At 60.1% G+C, this 17,807-nt stretch carries 20 protein-coding genes; 18 read left to right on the top strand and 2 right to left on the bottom strand.

Annotation, left to right across the window (positions count from 1 at the left end; translation table 11 throughout):
- Positions 1–7 precede the first annotated feature (7 nt).
- Together IAE36_RS13275 and IAE36_RS13270 are read left to right on the top strand one after the other, a co-directional pair.
- A complete protein-coding gene (locus IAE36_RS13275) occupies positions 8–757 on the top strand; it encodes a phage minor tail protein L (RefSeq protein ID WP_201212846.1) in 750 nt (249 codons plus the stop codon).
- 2 nt (positions 758–759) lie between these two features.
- On the top strand, positions 760–1,515 hold the full coding sequence (locus IAE36_RS13270; protein ID WP_201212844.1) for a C40 family peptidase: 756 nt from the start codon (positions 760–762) through the stop codon (positions 1,513–1,515).
- A 142-nt stretch (positions 1,516–1,657) separates the two neighbouring features.
- On the opposite strand, the gene IAE36_RS13265 is transcribed toward IAE36_RS13270, so the two are convergent.
- Positions 1,658–1,921, bottom strand: coding sequence for a hypothetical protein (locus IAE36_RS13265; RefSeq protein WP_201212843.1), 264 nt, complete (start codon positions 1,919–1,921; stop codon positions 1,658–1,660).
- A gap of 203 nt (positions 1,922–2,124) precedes the next feature.
- On the opposite strand from IAE36_RS13265, the gene IAE36_RS13260 reads away from it, so the two are divergent.
- The 13 genes from IAE36_RS13260 to IAE36_RS24085 all read left to right on the top strand — a co-directional run bounded on the left by IAE36_RS13260 (position 2,125) and on the right by IAE36_RS24085 (position 14,853).
- Positions 2,125–2,307: a hypothetical protein gene (locus IAE36_RS13260; RefSeq protein ID WP_201212842.1), complete on the top strand. Its 183-nt coding sequence runs from the start codon at positions 2,125–2,127 to the stop codon at positions 2,305–2,307.
- Positions 2,308–2,408: 101 nt separating this feature from the next.
- Positions 2,409–3,212: an NYN domain-containing protein gene (locus IAE36_RS13255; RefSeq protein WP_201212841.1), complete on the top strand. Its 804-nt coding sequence runs from the start codon at positions 2,409–2,411 to the stop codon at positions 3,210–3,212.
- A gap of 81 nt (positions 3,213–3,293) precedes the next feature.
- Positions 3,294–3,638 carry a hypothetical protein gene (locus IAE36_RS13250; protein ID WP_201212840.1) on the top strand — a complete coding sequence of 115 codons (345 nt, stop codon included), beginning with the start codon at positions 3,294–3,296 and terminating at the stop codon, positions 3,636–3,638.
- 51 nt (positions 3,639–3,689) lie between these two features.
- The gene (locus tag IAE36_RS13245) at positions 3,690–4,271 is read left to right on the top strand and encodes a tail assembly protein (protein WP_201212839.1); all 582 of its coding nucleotides are present in this window, start codon (positions 3,690–3,692) and stop codon (positions 4,269–4,271) included.
- 56 nt (positions 4,272–4,327) lie between these two features.
- Positions 4,328–11,599 (top strand): TipJ family phage tail tip protein, encoded by a 7,272-nt coding sequence (gene gpJ, locus IAE36_RS13240; protein ID WP_236408879.1) that lies wholly within the window; start codon positions 4,328–4,330, stop codon positions 11,597–11,599.
- Positions 11,600–11,929: 330 nt separating this feature from the next.
- A complete protein-coding gene (locus tag IAE36_RS13235) occupies positions 11,930–12,664 on the top strand; it encodes a hypothetical protein (RefSeq protein WP_201212837.1) in 735 nt (244 codons plus the stop codon).
- Between the two features lie 21 nt (positions 12,665–12,685).
- Positions 12,686–12,907 (top strand): hypothetical protein, encoded by a 222-nt coding sequence (locus tag IAE36_RS13230; RefSeq protein ID WP_201212835.1) that lies wholly within the window; start codon positions 12,686–12,688, stop codon positions 12,905–12,907.
- Between the two features lie 60 nt (positions 12,908–12,967).
- Complete coding sequence (locus IAE36_RS13225; protein WP_201212833.1) at positions 12,968–13,414, top strand: structural protein P5; 447 nt, start codon at positions 12,968–12,970, stop codon at positions 13,412–13,414.
- Positions 13,411–13,788 (top strand): hypothetical protein, encoded by a 378-nt coding sequence (locus IAE36_RS13220; RefSeq protein ID WP_201212831.1) that lies wholly within the window; start codon positions 13,411–13,413, stop codon positions 13,786–13,788. Before IAE36_RS13225 ends, IAE36_RS13220 begins: the two co-directional genes overlap by 4 nt.
- Complete coding sequence (locus IAE36_RS23680; protein ID WP_236408877.1) at positions 13,785–14,069, top strand: hypothetical protein; 285 nt, start codon at positions 13,785–13,787, stop codon at positions 14,067–14,069. Before IAE36_RS13220 ends, IAE36_RS23680 begins: the two co-directional genes overlap by 4 nt.
- A gap of 85 nt (positions 14,070–14,154) precedes the next feature.
- Positions 14,155–14,343, top strand: coding sequence for a hypothetical protein (locus IAE36_RS13215; RefSeq protein ID WP_201212829.1), 189 nt, complete (start codon positions 14,155–14,157; stop codon positions 14,341–14,343).
- Positions 14,344–14,412: 69 nt separating this feature from the next.
- Positions 14,413–14,625, top strand: a complete 213-nt coding sequence (locus tag IAE36_RS13210; RefSeq protein ID WP_060482735.1) for a hypothetical protein — start codon at positions 14,413–14,415, stop codon at positions 14,623–14,625.
- A 21-nt stretch (positions 14,626–14,646) separates the two neighbouring features.
- Positions 14,647–14,853, top strand: a complete 207-nt coding sequence (locus tag IAE36_RS24085; protein ID WP_442967455.1) for a hypothetical protein — start codon at positions 14,647–14,649, stop codon at positions 14,851–14,853.
- Here the strand turns inward: IAE36_RS24085 and IAE36_RS13205 are convergent.
- A complete protein-coding gene (locus IAE36_RS13205) occupies positions 14,816–15,535 on the bottom strand; it encodes an SOS response-associated peptidase family protein (RefSeq protein ID WP_201212948.1) in 720 nt (239 codons plus the stop codon). The genes IAE36_RS24085 and IAE36_RS13205 overlap by 38 nt on opposite strands.
- A 102-nt stretch (positions 15,536–15,637) precedes the next feature.
- Here IAE36_RS13205 and IAE36_RS13200 point away from each other — a divergent pair, with 102 nt between their 5' ends.
- From IAE36_RS13200 to IAE36_RS13190, 3 genes are read left to right on the top strand one after another with little or no spacing between them, the layout of a single operon-like run.
- Complete coding sequence (locus IAE36_RS13200) at positions 15,638–16,066, top strand: LexA family protein (RefSeq protein ID WP_201212828.1); 429 nt, start codon at positions 15,638–15,640, stop codon at positions 16,064–16,066.
- Positions 16,056–17,330 (top strand): Y-family DNA polymerase, encoded by a 1,275-nt coding sequence (locus tag IAE36_RS13195; RefSeq protein WP_201212827.1) that lies wholly within the window; start codon positions 16,056–16,058, stop codon positions 17,328–17,330. The genes IAE36_RS13200 and IAE36_RS13195 overlap by 11 nt, the downstream gene beginning before the upstream one ends.
- Positions 17,331–17,338: 8 nt before the next feature.
- Positions 17,339–17,533, top strand: coding sequence for a hypothetical protein (locus tag IAE36_RS13190; protein WP_236408876.1), 195 nt, complete (start codon positions 17,339–17,341; stop codon positions 17,531–17,533).
- Positions 17,534–17,807 lie beyond the last annotated feature (274 nt).

Below are 17,807 nucleotides of genomic sequence, written 5' to 3'. Positions count from 1 at the left end.
AACCAGCATGTCACTGATCAAGAACATCCAGACCCTGGAGCCTGGCAACGAGGTGCTGCTGTTCGAGCTCGACGGTTCCGACTTCGGCGCCGACACTCTGCGCTTCCATGGCCACGCAATTCCTCATACCCCCGAGGAGCTGCGAGCAGCCGGCGCCAATGCCGACCAGCTGCAGGCCAAGTCCATCTGGTGGCAGGGCAACGAGTACAGCGCCTGGCCAGTGCAGATTGAAGGCATCGAGGCGAACTCCGACGGCACCGCGGTGCGACCGACGTTCAGCGTGGGCAACGTCAATGGCCGGATCACCGCGCTGTGCTTGGCCTTCGACAACCTGCTCGAATTCAAGCTGACCATGCGGCACACCTTCGCCGAGTACCTGGACGCTTCGAACTTCCCAGGCGGCAACACCTCCGCAGATCCGGCAGAGGAGGCAATCGAAGTCTGGTACATCGACCAGAAAGTGTCCGAGAGCGGCACGACTGTAGCCTGGGAGCTTGCAAGCCCGGGCGATGTGGGTGGCGAGACGATTGGGCGTCAGATGACGCAGCTATGCCATTGGGCGATGACGGCAGGGTACCGTGGGCCAAACTGTGGCTATACCGGGCCCTACTACGACATGGATGGGAACCCGACCTCGGACCCGGCCAAGGACCAATGCAACGGCTGTTTGGACACTGGGTGCACCGTCCGGCATGGCCAGGGCAACGAACTTCCCTTCGGCGGCTTCCCTGCAGTCTCGCTGATCGCCCGGAGCTGACCATGCGCAAACACATTCTCGCCGCCGTGCAGGCGCACGCAACGGCTGAATACCCACGTGAGTGCTGCGGCCTGCTGCTGCAAGTTGGCCGCCGGCAGGTCTATCACCCATGCTCCAATGCATCCAACGATCCGACTGAGGAATTCAGGATTGCACCAGAGCAGTACGCCGAGGCGGAAGACTTGGGCGAGGTGATTGGAATCGTTCACTCGCACCCTGACGCCACCAGCAGGCCGTCTCCGAGGGACCTTGCCATGTGCGAGGCCACGGGCCTGCCCTGGTACATCTTGTCCTGGCCAGAGGGCGACCTGCGCACGATCACGCCTACCGGCCATACACCGCTGCTTGGTCGTCCGTTCGTACACGGTGCGTGGGACTGCTGGCAGACCTGCGCCGACTGGTACCAGCGAGAATGGAACCTGGTATTTCCCGCTTACGCCCGCGAAGAGGGCTGGTGGGAGAACGCTGACGGCCCCAGCCTGTACGAGCAGGCCTATAAAGCTGCCGGCTTCCACCGGGTGAGCGAGCCGAAGCGTGGTGATTTGATCGTCATGGCGGTTGGGCGCACTGCCCACCCCAACCATGCGGGCATTTACCTAGGTGACAGTGCCCAACTACCAGGCGAGGTAGCCCAGGTGTTTGGACCGGGCCCCTTCATGCTGCACCATCTGCTGGGGCGGCCATCGGAAATTATCGTGTTCGGCGGCCCATGGCTCGACCGAGCGCGTCTTGTGTTGCGTCATCGGGACGCGAAATGAAGCGGCACGGCCGCAGGAGGCACTATGACCAAGCGCAAATCGAGGGTGAAGCCTGTTACTAAATAGTTTGTAGTGGGTGGCGACGGCCGGGTCTACGTCAGCAAAGCGCTGATCTCCGCTTCGACCATCACCGGAGCTAGGCTTACTGACCCAATTCGCGCTGTTTCTTAGCGAACTCTTCCGGGCTCAGTACCACAGTTGGCTTAGCGTTTGGGAAGGTAGCTCGGTAGATCTCTTCGATCAAGTCGGTTCCGTGCCCGCTCGCTCTGGATCCCTCAACAGCTGCCGCCAGGTAACCCTGGGTTTGCTCAGGGCTTGCCTGGGCCAATACTTTAGCCAGGGCCATCACAGCGTTCGTCAGCTGATAGATAGCTTGTTCCGGCTGGATTAGGTAGTGCTCGCTCACATTGACCTTCTAGGTCGTTACGCCCCAGTCCATGGGCTTTCCGGCAACGGACCGGGGCGGGTCGTAGGGAAGCACAACGCTACTAAGTAGTACTACTTCCAGGTACTGGATTTCTGTCCACGCGAGAAGGACAGTCAGAGAGCTTGATATTGCTGATGGCAAACTGGTAGCGTTTCATCCTCCCTATCAAGGATGGCTAGGTCATGGCTCAAAAAGTGAAAACTGATACCGAACTTCAAGCTTGGGACCAATTTGCTGCTGCTGCTATTTCTAGCGCGCTGAGGCTGACATCTGGTTTAAGCGATGATGCCCACAACAAAGCGACCGCTAAGAGGGCAGCAGAGATTGCAGATGCTCTCTTGAAGGAACGGCGTGAACGCTGCTAATCGTCCTACTCGAAGCCCAGCCCTGCACTGGGCTTTTAGCTTTACTGCGTGGCTTCCCCGACCCACTGGCGGTATGGTTGGATTTTGTTCAAGGACGACCTATGGCTATTCACGCAGCGAACCATTCACAAAAGCATCTGGCGGTCCTGATCGATGCTGACAATGCTCCGGCTGCCATCGTTGAGGGGCTGTTCGAAGAAATCGCCAAATACGGCGTAGCAAGCGTCAAGCGGATCTATGGCGACTGGACAGGCCCACAGCTGGGAGGCTGGAAAAAGGTTCTGCTCGATCATTCCATCCAACCAATCCAGCAATTCGCTTACACCAAGGGAAAAAACGCCACAGACAGCGCATTGATCATCGATGCGATGGACCTCCTCTATACCCGTCGTTTCGATGGGTTTTGCCTGGTTTCCAGTGATAGCGACTTCACTCGGCTTGCATCCAGGATGCGTGAAGAAGGCCTCACCGTTTACGGTTTCGGCGAAGAGAAGACCCCTAGGCCTTTTGTCGCGGCTTGCGACAAGTTCGTTTTCACCGAGTTGCTGCGTGTGGACATCCCGAGTTCCAGCGATGAAGTCCCAACTACCGAGGTTGACTCGGCCGCTGATGCGACCGTGGTTAGCAAACCTACGGCCAAGACGGAGGTGAAAAAGAAACCAAAAGCGCCTGTGAGCTTCATCGCTAAGATTCTCGACGACATAGCTGATGAAGATGGATGGGCCCACTTGGGTGCTCTGGGTGCAAACATTCCCAAACTGCGACCGGAATTTGATCCCCGTACTCATGGCTTCAAAAAACTGAGCGATCTGATCAAAGGTCATCCGCACGCGTTTGAGCTGCAGGCTCGTCCTGTATCAGGCGGGCCGCCAGTGCTTTACGTCCGGCATAAGCAGCAAGGCTAGTGCCGGCGCTGTGCTCACATGCTTGCAGTTGGATGGAGGCAGCGCTGTGGTAGATTCCCCTGATCGTCAAGGAGGAATCACATGCGAATTTTGATCGTGGCAATGGGGCTGGCTTTTCTGGCGGGGTGCGTCTCGCCTGCGGATCTCGAAAGGAATGAGCCGACGATCTCGGCCACTACCTTAAAAGACCCGAAGGCCTACGCTCTTTGCGTTTTTCCGAAGTGGCAAGCGGCACGCACCGACTCGGCGATGGCCGAGAACTCAGACGGCTATCGGCTATGGGTTGCCCAAAGCAATATGACCGATGAGCTGCTTGATATCCGCAAGTCGGGATCGGGCAGTGCTGTGACTCTCAAGCAACGGATGGCCTGGAGCCCAGGTCTCGGTAGAAGCGCCATCGAAAAAGCTGCGAGAGATTGCTTGTAGCTCCCAAGAATACAGCCGCCTTCGGGCGGCTTTTTTACGCCTGGAGGAATCATGCCGGCATTCGCTCAGCATCATGTGAACATCAAACTCTCTGGATCACTGGCGCAGAAGTTTGGGAGGCTGCACTCGAAGGTTCTGGACACAGGGAAGGCTTGGGAAGCGTTCAAGGCCTTAAAGGTCACCATTCCTGGTTTCGAGGAAGAGGTTAAACGACTGGATCGGCTTGGGATGAGATTCGCCATTTTCCGTAACGGGAAAAACGTGAGCGAGTCCGATTTCGATAGAGGGGGGGTTCAGGAGCTGAGGATCGTCCCAGTCGTACAGGGCGGAAAGCGTGCCGGGCTGCTTCAAACAATCATCGGCGCCATTCTCATTGTGGTCTCGTTCATCCCCGGTTTTCAGGCGGCTGCAGCACCTGGTATTGCACTCGTTGCTGGCGGCGTAATTCAAATGCTCAGCCCCCAGGCCAAGGGCCTATCCCAAAGTGCGGCGCCGGAAAACCTGCCGAGTTACGCGTTTGGTTCCGCCAAGAACACCACCGCAAGCGGTAACCCCGTTCCGATCTGCATCGGGGAACGACGCTGGGGTGGGGCGATTATCTCCGCCTCAATCGAGGCACAGGACAAGGCATAGCGCCAAAAGAATGCACAGACCGCCAGTTGGCGGTTTTTTTTCGCCCGGAGGAAAGCATGGGCCCAGTAGATCACCTGGAAATTGTCGGTGCCAAGGGTGGCGAGAGCCAGCCAAAGCAGGCAGTAGAAGCGCCGGACAGCCTGCGCTCCACGAACATCGCCAAGATCCTGCTGGCCGTGGGCGAAGGCGAATTCGATGGGGTGCCCACCGACCGGGACATCTACCTCGACAACACCCCGATTGCGGACGCCAGCGGCAACGTGAACTTCCCTGGCGTCAAGTGGGAGTGGCGCTCGGGTTCCGTGGAACAGGGGTACATCCAGGGCATTCCGGCGGTGGAGAACGAGACCACCGTCAACGTAGAGCTGCGCAGCGATAACCCGTTTACCCGGGCCTTGAGCAATACTCAGCTGTCGGCCGTGCGCGTCCGCATGGTCTGGCCGCGTTTGGCCAAGCAAGAGAGCAACGGCGATACCATCGGCTACCGGATCGAGTACGCGATCGATATCTCCACCGACGGCGGCGCATACGTGGCAGCGAGCGTGGGCGCTGTGGACGGCAAGACCACCACCGGATACCAGCGGTCTGTGCGCGTCAATCTGCCCAAGGCAACCTCCGGCTGGATGTTGCGCGTGCGTCGGATCACTCCAAACGTCAACAGCGGCACCGTGGCCGACACAATGACTGTCGCCGGTTACACCGAGATCATCGACCAGAAGCTACGGTACCCCAACACCGCCTTGCTGTACATCGAGTTCGATGCCCAGCAGTTCCAGAACATCCCGGCGGTGACTGTGAAGTGCAAGGCCAAGCGCTGGCCGGTACCGAGCACTTACGACCCGATTAACCGCACCTACAGCGGTGTGTGGGACGGCACTTTCAAACTGGCCTGGACCAACAACCCTGCCTTCGTGACCTATGGCCTGTGCGTGGAAGACCGCTTCGGCCTGGGCAAGCGCATCAAGCCGTGGATGGTCGACAAGTGGGAGATGTACCGCATCGCCCAGTACTGCGACCAGCTTGTGCCGAACGGTGTGGGCGGCCAGGAGCCGCGCTTCCTCTGCGACATGAACCTGCAGGGCCGTGCCGAGGCCTGGACGCTGCTGCGTGACCTGTCTGCAATCTATCGGGGCATGGTGTATTGGGCCCATGGTTCGCTGTTCATGCAGGCCGACATGCCGCGCGCGCAGGACATCGACTACGTCTTCACCAGGTCGAACGTGATCGACGGTGAGTTCGTTTATGGTGGAGCCGAGCGCAGCACGCATTACAGTCGCGCCTTGGTCAGCTATGACAACCCGGCCAACAACTACGACACCGATGTCATTCCGGTGACCGACAACGCACTGCAGCGCCGGTACCGGGACCGCCCAATCGAGCTTTCCGCGATTGGCTGCACTCGGGCATCCGAGGCCCAGCGCCGTGGTAAGTGGGCGCTGCTGAGCAACAGCCAGGACCGCACCGTTACGTTCAAGACCGGCATGGAGGGTCGTATCCCGCTGCCTGGGTTCGTTATCCCAGTGGCGGACGAGTTGGTGGCAGGCCGGCCGAACGGCGGCCGTATTTCCTCTGCCGCTGGCCGCGTCGTGACGCTGGACCGTGACACCCCGATCAAGGCCGGCGACCGGCTGATCGTGAACCTGCCCAACGGTACCGCCCAGGCGCGGACCGTGCACTCCGTCGCGGGCCGGGCGGTGACCGTCACCACCGAGTACAGCCTGCAGCCCGAACCTGAATTGCAGTGGGCGATCGACTACGACGACCTGGCGGTTCAGCTGTTCCGGGTGCTCAAGACCACCCGCACCCAGGGGGGCAACTACGAAATCACCGCGCTCGAGTTCAACCCGAGCAAGTTCGCCGCGATCGATACCGGTGCGAAGCTGGACGAGCGTCCGATCAGCGTCATTCCGGTGACCACCGTGGCGCCTCCGGCCAGCGTATCGCTGTCGTCTGGCCACATGATCGACCAGGGCATCGCGGTCAGCACCATGACCATCGCCTGGCCGGCGGTGCAGGGCGCCGTTGCATACGATGTTGAGTGGCGCAAGGACAACGGCAATTGGATCCGCCTGCAACGCACTGGTGCCGCGTCTGTGGACGTGGTCGGGATCTACGCTGGCGCCTATCTGGCGCGAGTTCGCTCTGTGAGTGCCTTCGATATCACGTCAATCTGGAAGAGCTCGGACCTGACTCAGCTGAACGGCAAGGAAGGTCTGCCGCCGGCGGTCACGTTCCTGACCACCGAGAGCTTGCTGTTCGGTATCGATATCAAGTGGGGCCTGCCTGCCGGCGCCGAAGACACCGAGCGCACCGAACTGTGGTACAGCCAGGGCACTGACCTGGGCGCGGCCACCAAATTGGCAGACCTGGCTTACCCGCAGAACGAGCACGTCCTGCAGGGCCTGCGCGCCGGGCAGCGGTTCTTCTTCTGGGCGCGCCTGGTAGACCGGTCCGGCAACGTGGGCCCGTTCTTCCCGGTGGCGCCAACGGTGGTTTCCGGCATGGCCAGTGCCGATGCCAGCCCGATCCTCGAGCAGATTAAGGGTCAGGTCACCGAGAGCGAGCTTGGCAAGGAGCTCACCAGCAAGATCGAAAAGATCGCTCTTATCGATGGCAACGGCCCGGGCTCAGTCAACGAGCGGATCGGTACCGCCAAGACCGAGCTGGCCAAGCAAATCAGCGACGTGAACAACGCCCTTAGCACCACCAAGGGTAACTTGCAGCAGCAGATCACCGCGGTGAGTGGCGACGTGGCGGCGGCCAAGGCTGACCTGCAGCAGCAGATTGCGAACGTTTCTGCCCTGGCCGGCTCGCTGCCGTACCGTAAGGACAAGGCCTACAGCGTGGGGCAGAGCGCCCTGGGCAGCGATGGTAAGTTGTACCAGGCCCTAAAGGCCGTGCCGCTGAACACGCCGCCGCCGAACACCACTTACTGGACGGACGTGGGGCAGGCAGTGGTTACAGCCAACGGGATGGCCGCACGCGTCCAGACCGTGGAAACCAAGGTTGAGACCCTGGAGGGCGCCACCTCGGCCCAGGCCCAGCAGATCTCGGGCCTGCAGTCGTGCCTCACCACCACCAACGGCAACGTGTCGGCTGCCCAGCAGGCTGCGCAGGATGCCGCCACCCTGGCGGGCGGGAAGGGCAAGGTCATCGTTCAATCGGCAGCGCCTGCGGTCGCTGACCGCCTGGCGCAGAATCTGTGGATTGACACCACCAGCAATGCCAACACGCCGAAGCGCTGGAGTGGGTCGGCTTGGGTCGCCGTGACGGATAAGGTAGCCACCGATGCTGCCGCAGCTGCCGCTGGCGCGCTTGCCCTGGCGCAAACCAAGGCCGATGCTTCGTTAGTCAGCAGCCTGACCACCCGGGTCAGCGATGCCGAGGGCAAGCTCATGTCGCAAGCCACCCGCATGGACGGCATGCAGACCAGCATCGACGGCAAGGCCAGCTCGCAGGCCCTGCAACAGGTCACCAGCCGGGTTACGGCGACCGAAGACAAGGACAAAGCCCAGGATCAGCAGCTGACTTCGCAGAGCCAGGCCCTGACTTCGCTGACCGACAGCGTGAGCAAGAAGGCTGACGCCTCGGCGGTGCAGTCGCTTGGCAACCGGGTAGATAGCGCCGAAGGCGTTCTGACCAGCCAGGGGAGCGACATCACCCAGCTGAAGAACAGCGTCGGCGCTTCCCAGCCATTCGTGGCGGGCAAGTCCTGGGAGTTCACCGGCTCTACCCGTGGGTGGGTGGCTACAGCTTCCGGCTCTACGTTCACCGCCGGGCCGCTGTTCGCGACCATGGCCAAGTCCCAAAGCCTGCAGTGCAGCTTCACACCTGTGCTACCAGGTGCGGAGAACCCCTACCTGCGCATCCGCCTGCGTCGTCGCAACACCACGCGGACCGTGGCACGGTTGTACTGGGCCAACGAAGACGGCGGCTTGGCGGAGGCTCGGCGCCTGGACTGGACGATCAGCGTCACCACCACTGACTGGCAAGACATCGAGTTGGACCTGTCAGGCCAGGCCGGGTGGTCCGGCAAGAGCATGTATGCCCTCCGCCTGGACATGATGAACGCTGCGGATACAACCGGTGAGGTTGATGTCGCTTACATCGCCGCGGGCCGGCGTTCCGCGTCCGCGTCGGCGGAGGCTGTATTCAGCCTGAGCAACGCGGTGACCGAGGCCGAAGGAAAGCTCGCCACCCAGGGTCAGTCGATCGTCAGCTTGCAGGGTGGGCTTACCACCACCAACAGCAACGTCACCGCTGCACAGCAGGCTGCGCAGGCGGCTGCAACGGCAGCCGGCGCCAAAGGTGAGGTGATCTACGGATCTGCCGCGCCTGCGGCTGACAAACGTCTGGCGCAGAACCTGTGGATCGACACCACGGGGAACGCCAATACGCCGAAGCGCTGGTCAGGCACCGCATGGGTGGCCGTCACGGACAAGGTAGCCACCGACGCAGCGGCAGCGGCTGCCAGTGCCCTGAGCAAGGTGGAAACCAAGGCCGATGCCTCCACAGTTCAGACCTTGGGCAACAAGGTGGAGCAGCAGGGGGCGGCGATCACTGCCGCCGGCGAGGCCATCACAGGCATCAACACGTCGTTGACTCAGATTGGCGGGGAGAACCTGCTGTACAACCCGTCGCTGGAAGTGGTCAACCCGACCACGGCCTGGCTGCCCGATGGCTGGGCGCTAGGCAATTCCGGTTCGGCGCTGACGTCTGTGTTCGTGCCATCCACACTCGACCCCTCCGGAAAGGCGCTGCGCCTGGGCCTGACTATCCCAAGTGCTGGGAGCTACGTCGACCTGGTGCAGGACACACCTAAATGGCCAGGGGTCTCAGAAGGCCAGGTTCTGACGCTTTCCGGGCATTTCCGGGCAACGAGCGGGCTGATCGCCCAGCTATTCTTCCAGTGGCGGGACGCCAGTGGAGCAAACATCAGCACGGACGGAGCCAGCTCGCAGAATGCCTCCATTGCACCAGAGGCTTGGCAGCGCTTCAGCCGCACGTCGGCGCCGGCGCCGGCGGGTACCGCTTCGGTGAGGATTATCTATCGGATCCGGGGGCCACTGAACGGGGCCAGCACAACTGGCTGGTGTGAGTGGGACCGCCTGCAGCTGGAACTGGGCAGCGCAATGACGGGTTGGCGGGATAACGGCCGGGTCAACGCAGCAGACATCACGGCCAATGCCGCTGCCACGTCCGCCCTTATCGGGCGCGTGGGGCTGACGGAAGCGGGCCTCACCAGCGCTTCCAGCCAACTGACCCAGCTGGATAACAGCATTGGCGATATCGGTGGCGAAAACCTGCTGTACAACCCGGCCTTCACAAAGGCCGGCGGGCCCGCTGGCTCGGCTGATGGCTGGGAAACTGAGGGATCTGTGACTACCACCGATGCCTTGGTCACCTCATGGATGAACGCTGGTGAAAAGGCGCAGCGCATCGAGGCCTCGGGAGGGTTTAACACCTCATCGGGATACAAATCGCTTCGCCCGACAGTGACCGGAACCCCCCGCAGGCCCAAGGTAGGGCCGAACCAGACGCTGACCACGTCCATTTTCGTCAGGGGCACCAGTGGTTTGTCGCTCAGGATCTTCATGCAGTGGGTAGACGCGTCAGGGGCGATCATCAGTGCACCTGCTTCGCCGCTGGTGCCGATCAACCAGGGCACTCAGCGTGTGCAGTATTCCGCTGTGTCTCCGTCCAACGCGGCGGGGTGCAACCTGTACTACCGCATCTACAGCACCACGGGCGCGGTGGCATCCGGTTATGTCGAACTTGCCAGGCCACAACTGGAAGTAGGGGCGCGAGCCAGCGGCTGGCGAGACAGCGGGCAGGTGGACAGCAATGCCATCGGGGCCGTATCCACTGCCGTCGACGGCCTGACCTCCAGCGTGACCCAGCAGGGCAAGGACCTCACTTCGGTGTCCAGCAGAACCACCAGCCTGGAGAACAGCGTCAACAATGGCTCCACTGGCCTGGCCAGCAAAGCCTCCACCGCGGCACTGAATGGCGTAGCCACCCGAGTGGCTGCCACGGAAAGCGGCCTCACGGCTCAGTCCAATAGCATCACCAACCTTGAGGCCAAGATAGGCACCGCTCTGCCGTTCGTGGCAGGGCAGACGTGGGAGTTCACAAACTCTACCCAGGGATGGAAGTCGAACACCGATGGCGCGACCCTGACCCCAGGTCCGCAATACGTCACCATCGCGAAATACACCACGTTCCAGGTGAATAACACCTTCCCGGTGATCGACGGTGGTGAGAACCCGCTGATCCGCATCAGGCTGCGCCGGCGCAATACCGGTCGTACCAGTGCGGCCATGTACTGGGCCAACGAGGATGGAGGGCTTGCTGAGGCTCGGCGGTTCAACTGGCCTATCAGCACCTCCACTGGGGACTGGCAGGACATCGAGTTCGATTTGTCCGGCCACGCTGGCTGGAACGGGAAGAAGATCTGGGCTATCCGCCTGGACATGTTCAATTCCGGCGATGCCAACGGGGAGGTGGACATTGCCTACATTGCTGCCGGCCGTAGGTCTGTCGCGGCGTCGGGCAAGGCCTTCGACTCGCTGAGCGTTACCGTCACCCAGCAGGGCGACAAGCTGGCAGCTGAAACGCAGCGGATCAATGGCCTGCTCACTTCGGTAGGGAATGCCAGCGCCGCAATTCAGGACGAGGCCAAAACCCGATCTGATGCCGATTCAGCACTCAGCACGCGCATCACCACCGCGCAGGCGAAGGCTGATGATGCTGCAGCAGCAGTTCAGAGCGAGGTTACGGCGCGAGCCGATGCCGACACTGCCTTGGGCAAACGCGTTGACACTGTCCAGAGCAACTTGGGCAGCACCAACGCATCAGTGCAGCAGATCAGCACGGCGCAGACCAGCTTGAATAACAAGGTCAACGCCTCGTATTCGGTGCGGCTCCAAGTCACGGCTGGTGGGCAATACGTGGCTGCTGGGTTTGGCCTGGGGGTAGAAAATGGGGGCGGAGTGCTGCAATCCACCTTCGCTGTAATGGCGGATAAGTTTGCGATCTTAAACCCAAGTGGTAACGGGTTTGTGAATCCATTCTCAATTCAGGGTGGGCAGGTGTTCATCAATGAGGCGTTTGTTTCTAAGTTGTCGGTGCAAAGCGCATTGGTTTCCGCCGATATAAACTCTTCGTTGGTCAACGCACAGGGATTGCCTCTTATGCAGATGATCACGCGTACCGCACAAATCATCATGCGTCATCCAACTCGCGCCAATACCTACACGATGATTGATGTCAATGGTATTGATGTGGTGGTTGACGGCGTAAGACGGGTGCGGATGGGCGTCTGGTAATAAGTGAGGCGGGTTTTGGTCCGCATTCTTCAGGGGGATAGTGATGCCACAAGGCCTTCAAGTTTTCGATGCCAATGGTGTGTTGATCATCGACTTCAACGATCGGCTTGGGCTTAGCTTGGGCTCAGTTGATACTGGCGTCGTTAGCGGGTCGATCAATGTCCCGCAGTTTGCAGAGGGCACTCCATGGTGGCACGGGGTGCCAATTGGCATCGACGTCCAAACCATGTTGGGTTATTACCCGACCATCTCGATATCTGGCACGACATTGAGCTGGAGTTTCTCCAGCTCCCAACAGCAGCGAACTATAATCACCTATGGGGTTTGGTAATGGGAGCTGGCTTTCAGTCATTCACAAGTGATACCAATCGGCTGCAAATTGACGAGAGATTCGTCAATTACCAGCTCGTTTCAAAAACCACACTAGTCGCAAATGGTGGCGGCGGTTCCTCTTCGTACCAGAGGTTTACCGGAATTCAGCTTGAAGTTAATCGTGGGGAGATCGTCGCTTTCGCCTCTCCATCACCCTTTGTATTCGCTCAAACTTTCTCACTCAACGGAGGTGATACCTATCTTGTTGGCATTGCTTCAACAGTTGCCAATCAACAGATTACCGCTTATAGATTCAAGCCTGGTCCGCCATCCGGCAGTAATGCCGGTATGCAGATTTTCAACGCCGCTGGGGGGCTAGTCTTTGACGCAGCATCAGCGTTTATGCGTGTTGGAGATTCGCAGCCATTTCAACCGTCCGCTGGCGCCCAAACATGGGCTATGGCTGGCGGTAGAAATTATGCAATTGCATTCGGCAAATGGGGTGGGTACGTAATTGAGTCCTCTTACATTTCTGGGGGTGGCGGAGGTGGGGGTGGTGGCACAGATCTTTGGATTCAGGATATCCGGTTCCAAGGCCCAATGTTTACTACCTCCACGCCCGGCCAAATTTCAAAGAGTGCTGGCTATGCTCAATATCAAGCAACATCCAAACCTTGGACCAGTAGGCCGCCAGATTCCGCCAACATTTACGATGGTGGAAACATGCTTTTTATCGATGTGACTAATTTGTAAAATTTAATGAGGAAAATTTATATGCCATATGTAACCATCAACCTGGCCAACGACTACGACGCGGCCAACAAAACTCGCTATGCCACCCAGGAGGAAGCGGACGCCCGCGCCCGTGAAATCCTCAACCAATTTCCGACTGCCCAGGTGTGCGTTGCCCAGGTGCTGAAGGACTACAGCGCCAAGGTATCTATCACTGCCAAGGAGCCCGCGGCGGCGCCGGAGCCAGAAGTCCCGGCCGCTTAACCGGCCTCGTTCAAACCCAGCCCGCCCAGCGCGGGCTTTTTTTTCGCCTGGAGAAAACCTATGACTACACCCCGCGGTGTCCGCAACAACAACCCCGGCAACATCGATTACAACCCGCGCAACGCCTGGCAAGGGCAACTGGGCGTTGAGGTAGGTGTGGCCAAGCCGCGCTTCGCCCGCTTCGACCATCCAGAGAACGGCATCCGTGCCCTGGGCAAGCTGCTGCTCAACTATCGGGGCAAGGATGGGATGCCCGGCGTTGGCCGTCCTGGAATCGACACCCCGCTGGAATTCATCAACCGCTGGGCGCCGGCGAGTGAGAACGACACCAATGCCTATGCGCAGGCCATCGCCAAGCGCCTGGGCGTCGGCGTGCGCGACTCGATCGACATCTCCAAGCCGTATACCCTGCGCGAGTTGGTGGTGGGCATCATCGTGCACGAGAACGGTGGTAACCCCTACAAGGCCGAGGTGATCGACGAAGGCGTGCGGCGGGCCCTGGCATGAGCGCCGCGCTCGCTGCACTCAAGACCATACCGCCCTGGCTCATACTGGCTCTGGCCGCCGCCGGCTTCATCTGGTGGCAACACGGCCAGATACAGGATGCTCGCACCGATGTCGCGGCCATGGCCGAGAAGGCAGGTGCTTGCCAGGCGGCCCGAGACAACCTAGTTGCCCTGACCACTGAGCAGGGCAAGGCGCTGGGCGATCTGCAACTGGCCGGCCAGCAACGCCAAGCGGTGGCCGAACAGGCCGTCGCCGCGGCGAAGGACGGAGCCCAGGCCGACTATCAGGCCGCCAACCGCATACAGCAGGAGCGGACCGGCGGCGATCAGTGCACAGTCGCAGCCGCGATCATCGACAAGGAGCTTGGCCTATGACCATTGCAAGGCTATCCCTGCACGGGGTGGGGGTGCTCGCAGGTTTTCTCCTGCTTGCGGGCTGTGCAGGCCATGCCGAGCCGGGGATCCGTACGGTGCGCGTCGAGGTGCCGGTTCAGGTTCCTTGCCGAACTCCCGACGTAGCCGTACCGCCTTGGGCCGCTGCGAGCCTGCGACAGAGCGACAGCCTGGAAGTAAAGGTGCGGGCCCTCCTGGCGGAGCGCCGGCAACGTATTGGCTACGAGCGCTTACTCGAGGCTGCAGCTAGCGCTTGTCGCTAATATTCGCCAACCGGGGCGCTGCATCATCCGGCTGAACTCTGCCCGACTCGTCCATGTCACCTTGATACGCACGGAGGGATTGAAGATGGTTGTAAAATTACGGACGTATCGCGGGGAAGACATTCCAGAATGGTATAAGCGGGAAGACCTCGACGAGCTCTATGAGGTGGAAGATAACGAGGGGGACGTCCAGTTGCTGGAGGACGATGAGGAGGCGGTAAAGCTAGTAGTTGATCTCACATACGAGGACGAGAACCCTCCGAAACCCGAGTAGTGTTCCCAGGCGTTTATCTACTTTGGATGGCATCATTGGCGCGAAATGGAATGTGTCTGAGGTGGATTGATGACCAAACGCAGCTTCATAGGTACGATCAAGGCAGGTGAGTCCTTGATCCGACAAGCCATTGATGCCACGCGCCGGTACCAAGAGGCCGAGGATGCCGGTTTGCCAAGCGAGGAAGTCCGACAGCGTCGATTGCTTGCCGATTCCCTATTCGAAGCTGTTTTAGATTTCCAGTTGATTGAGCAGGGCCGGGCACCTTCAACGGTGCACTGACGCCTAGTAGGAGGATCTCGCGTGAAGTCGAAAACTCCGATCCTGTATCCTGACCACCCCATGTATACGGATGCCGTGGATGCTCTCCGGAGATTCCATGAGGCACAGTCAGCCGGTGAGCCGCCCCTCGAAGTGGAGCGGCTTCGTTTGATCGCTGAGGCTCAATTCCAGGCTGTGACTGACTACCAGCTCAAAGCTCTAGGTCGCCCTGCTGATGAGCGCCATTGAGCGGTTCGATCAGATGACCGCCTTGGTTTTTGACGTTCCCCACTGCTTTGGTCACGGCAAACCAGCGGAATTCCTCCGCCGGCCTGCAGCCTGACTCCACAATCTCAGCAGAGCGAGCTGGCGAGGTAGCTGGGTCAATCCACTCCTTGGCCATCTGGGCGTCCAGCACGAGCGGTTTGCGATCGTGCACATCAAGCAGCCCTTGGTCCGCAGCTGCTGTGATGATGACGAACCCGTCTCTATCATCGGCTTCAATTCCCTGGTGCACCTCGGCCAGCGCTGCGAAGTAGAGCGGGGCGCCGTCGGCGCTGGTGATGTAGTAGGGCTGTTTCTGCTTCGGGTTGTCCGCATCAGGCACCCACTCAAACCAGCCATTTGCAGGCGCCAGGGCCCGACCTTGGGGCCATAGCCCTTTGAAGAACCGTCCTGTTACCACCGTCTCGGCCCGGGCATTGATCGGGTCTGGGCGCTTGCCTTTCGCCCAAAAGGGCGACCATCCCCACCTGACCCGGTCTATGGTCAGGCCTTCCTCCACCTGGCGAATCACCTCGACGCGGGTTGACGGCGCGATGTTGTAGCGATTGATCGGCTCATGGTCGTACCCGTTGATCACCACTAGGTCCAATGCTAGCTGCTTCAGGTAGTGATCCATCGACTCATAGAGTGAGTAGCGTCCGCACATTTTCCACCTCTCGTCCGTCAGAAATTCCATTGACCAGGATTGACCGGCTGCCCAATGCCGGATTTACTGTATATGCATACAGTTTGCATTGGACCCTTTCTCATGACCGTCACAATCCTGGGTACGCCGCTAGGCGGATCTGAATCTCTACCGCTGTACTCCTTCCACGTCCCGGCCGGCTTTCCGTCGCCTGCAGCGGATCATCTGGAGGGGCATTTGTCCCTTGATGAGCTATTCGACATCCGCGCACCCCATGTGTATCTGGTGAAAGTGGAGGGCGACAGTATGCAGGGCGCCGGCATCTACTCTGGCGACCTGGTGATTGTGGATCGCGGGCGAGAGGCAGAGCACGGTGACATCGTAATTGCTGCCATCAACAGCGAGCCGATGTGCAAGCGTCTGCATCGACGGGACGGGGTGGTAATCCTCAAGTCGGAGAATAAAGCCTATCCGCCGCGGTACGTGATGGAGGGTGATGAGCTGGTGGTCTGGGGCGTGGTGCGTTATAGCGTCCGTGACCATGCGCAGTGACCAGGTATTCGCGCTGATCGACTGCAACTCATTCTATGCGAGTTGCGAGCGCGTCTTCCGGCCCGACCTTGCCAAGACTCCTATCGTGGTGTTGAGCAACAACGACGGGTGCGTGATTGCCAGGTCCTACGACGCTAAGCCTTTTGTGAAGATGGGCGAGCCCTACTTCCAGGCCAAGGAGAAACTGCGCCGCCACGGCATCGTCGCGTTCAGCAGCAATTACGCGCTTTACGGCGACATGAGTGAGCGTGTGATGACCCTCGTTGAGTCGATGGTGCCGGCCACGGAGGTCTACAGCATCGATGAGTGCTTTGCTGATCTGTCAGGCATCCAGGAAAACCTGACCTTATTCGGGCGGCGAGTGCGCTCACGGATCTTTCAGTGCACAGGCATCCCGGTTGGGGTTGGCATCGCCCACACCAAAACCCTCTCAAAGCTGGCCAACCATACAGCCAAGCGGCTGTTGAGCCACACTGGCGGTGTGGTCGACATCACCGATCCGGTGAAGCGCGACTGGGTGCTGCGCAACACTGAGGTCAAGGAAGTATGGGGAATTGGCCGCAGGATGACTGCGCACCTCGATGCGATGGGGATTCGTACGGCCATGGATCTGGCCAAAGCGGATGCCTGGACGTTGCGCCAGAAGTTCAGTGTCGTGGTGGAGAAGACCGCCCGCGAGCTGGGCGGTACCGCTTGCCTGGATCTGGATGAGATCGAGCCACCCAAGCAGGAAATCTGCAGTAGCCGGATGTTCGGTAAACGGCTGAGTGAGCTGGCGCCTATCAAACAGGCGGTGGCCACCTACGTTGGCCGGGCTGCTGAAAAGCTCCGCGCCCAGGGCTCTGTGTGCAAGCGCATGCGCGTGAGCATCCGCACTGGCATGTTCAACCCGGATGAAGCGCATCACGCCCAGGGCGCGCTTGTGGAGCTGCCTTACCCCACTTGCGACACGTTGTTGATGACGAGATTGGCGACGGATGCAGTTGAGCGGATCTTCCGCCCTGGGTACCGCTACAGCAAGGCCGAGGTGCTGCTGATGGATCTGCGGCAGCCTGGCGAGTTTTCTGAGGATTTGTTCGCGCTCAAGCAGTCGGTGTCTTGTGACCGGCTGATGCAGGTGATGGACGATATCAACGAGCGCTGGGGAAGGGGGACGATGCGGGCCGCCAGTGTGCCAGCGGCGCCGGACTGGGGCATGAAGCGGGAAATGATGAGCCAGTCCTTCACGACGAGGATCGATCAGCTATGGACGGTGAAAAGTTGAATCTGCCGATGGCTTGGCTGGCTGAGCTGGAAGACCAGTCGGCCCTGATTGCTGACCCTGATGGCCGGGCAATGGTCCTCTCTGACCAGGCCATGGCAGCCTATCGGAGAGGGGATGTGGATGCCGACCAGCTGTGTGACATGCTCGACTTTGCCGAGGCAGCAAGGCTGTGGGCGTTGGCCGACCATGAGGATGTGGCGTGAGGTTGGGATGCCCGCTGATGGACATGTGATCAATGGCACGACAACTCAAAAGCCCTCACGAGCCAAGCGGCTGCGGTCACGTATCAGGTGAGGGTTATGACCGGCGATAGAAAGGGAATTCTAGGTCGGCAGAACGCCGATTTTTGGCAACCTGGACTGCGTGAGAAATGCGTGACTCTCGTGAGCACTTGGAAGCACCTATGGACGGCCGTTTGCAGCGAGCGCGCCGAAAAATGCTGTGATATCATGCCGTTAGCTGGCTTGGCATGCATGG

It is taken from the genome of Pseudomonas sp. S36 (assembly GCF_016647875.1).
In the GTDB taxonomy this organism is placed as follows: domain Bacteria; phylum Pseudomonadota; class Gammaproteobacteria; order Pseudomonadales; family Pseudomonadaceae; genus Aquipseudomonas; species Aquipseudomonas parafulva.
The sequence above is the reverse complement of the archived record's forward strand: the minus strand, read 5'-3'. Positions and strand labels throughout refer to the sequence as shown.

Excerpts from the sequence above, each read along its gene's own strand:
- IAE36_RS13225 (WP_201212833.1), top strand. The coding sequence starts at position 12,968 with ATGACTACACCCCGCGGTGTCCGCAACAACAACCCCGGCAACATCGAT.
- IAE36_RS13245 (WP_201212839.1), top strand. The coding sequence starts at position 3,690 with ATGCCGGCATTCGCTCAGCATCATGTGAACATCAAACTCTCTGGATCA.
- IAE36_RS13255 (WP_201212841.1), top strand. The coding sequence starts at position 2,409 with ATGGCTATTCACGCAGCGAACCATTCACAAAAGCATCTGGCGGTCCTG.
- IAE36_RS13210 (WP_060482735.1), top strand. The coding sequence starts at position 14,413 with ATGACCAAACGCAGCTTCATAGGTACGATCAAGGCAGGTGAGTCCTTG.
- IAE36_RS13275 (WP_201212846.1), top strand. The coding sequence starts at position 8 with ATGTCACTGATCAAGAACATCCAGACCCTGGAGCCTGGCAACGAGGTG.
- IAE36_RS13230 (WP_201212835.1), top strand. The coding sequence starts at position 12,686 with ATGCCATATGTAACCATCAACCTGGCCAACGACTACGACGCGGCCAAC.
- IAE36_RS13220 (WP_201212831.1), top strand. The coding sequence starts at position 13,411 with ATGAGCGCCGCGCTCGCTGCACTCAAGACCATACCGCCCTGGCTCATA.
- IAE36_RS13250 (WP_201212840.1), top strand. The coding sequence starts at position 3,294 with ATGCGAATTTTGATCGTGGCAATGGGGCTGGCTTTTCTGGCGGGGTGC.
- IAE36_RS13205 (WP_201212948.1), bottom strand. The coding sequence starts at position 15,535 with ATGTGCGGACGCTACTCACTCTATGAGTCGATGGATCACTACCTGAAG.
- IAE36_RS13195 (WP_201212827.1), top strand. The coding sequence starts at position 16,056 with ATGCGCAGTGACCAGGTATTCGCGCTGATCGACTGCAACTCATTCTAT.
- IAE36_RS23680 (WP_236408877.1), top strand. The coding sequence starts at position 13,785 with ATGACCATTGCAAGGCTATCCCTGCACGGGGTGGGGGTGCTCGCAGGT.
- IAE36_RS13260 (WP_201212842.1), top strand. The coding sequence starts at position 2,125 with ATGGCTCAAAAAGTGAAAACTGATACCGAACTTCAAGCTTGGGACCAA.
- IAE36_RS13215 (WP_201212829.1), top strand. The coding sequence starts at position 14,155 with ATGGTTGTAAAATTACGGACGTATCGCGGGGAAGACATTCCAGAATGG.
- IAE36_RS13190 (WP_236408876.1), top strand. The coding sequence starts at position 17,339 with ATGGCTTGGCTGGCTGAGCTGGAAGACCAGTCGGCCCTGATTGCTGAC.
- gpJ (WP_236408879.1), top strand. The coding sequence starts at position 4,328 with ATGGGCCCAGTAGATCACCTGGAAATTGTCGGTGCCAAGGGTGGCGAG.
- IAE36_RS13200 (WP_201212828.1), top strand. The coding sequence starts at position 15,638 with ATGACCGTCACAATCCTGGGTACGCCGCTAGGCGGATCTGAATCTCTA.
- IAE36_RS13235 (WP_201212837.1), top strand. The coding sequence starts at position 11,930 with ATGGGAGCTGGCTTTCAGTCATTCACAAGTGATACCAATCGGCTGCAA.
- IAE36_RS13270 (WP_201212844.1), top strand. The coding sequence starts at position 760 with ATGCGCAAACACATTCTCGCCGCCGTGCAGGCGCACGCAACGGCTGAA.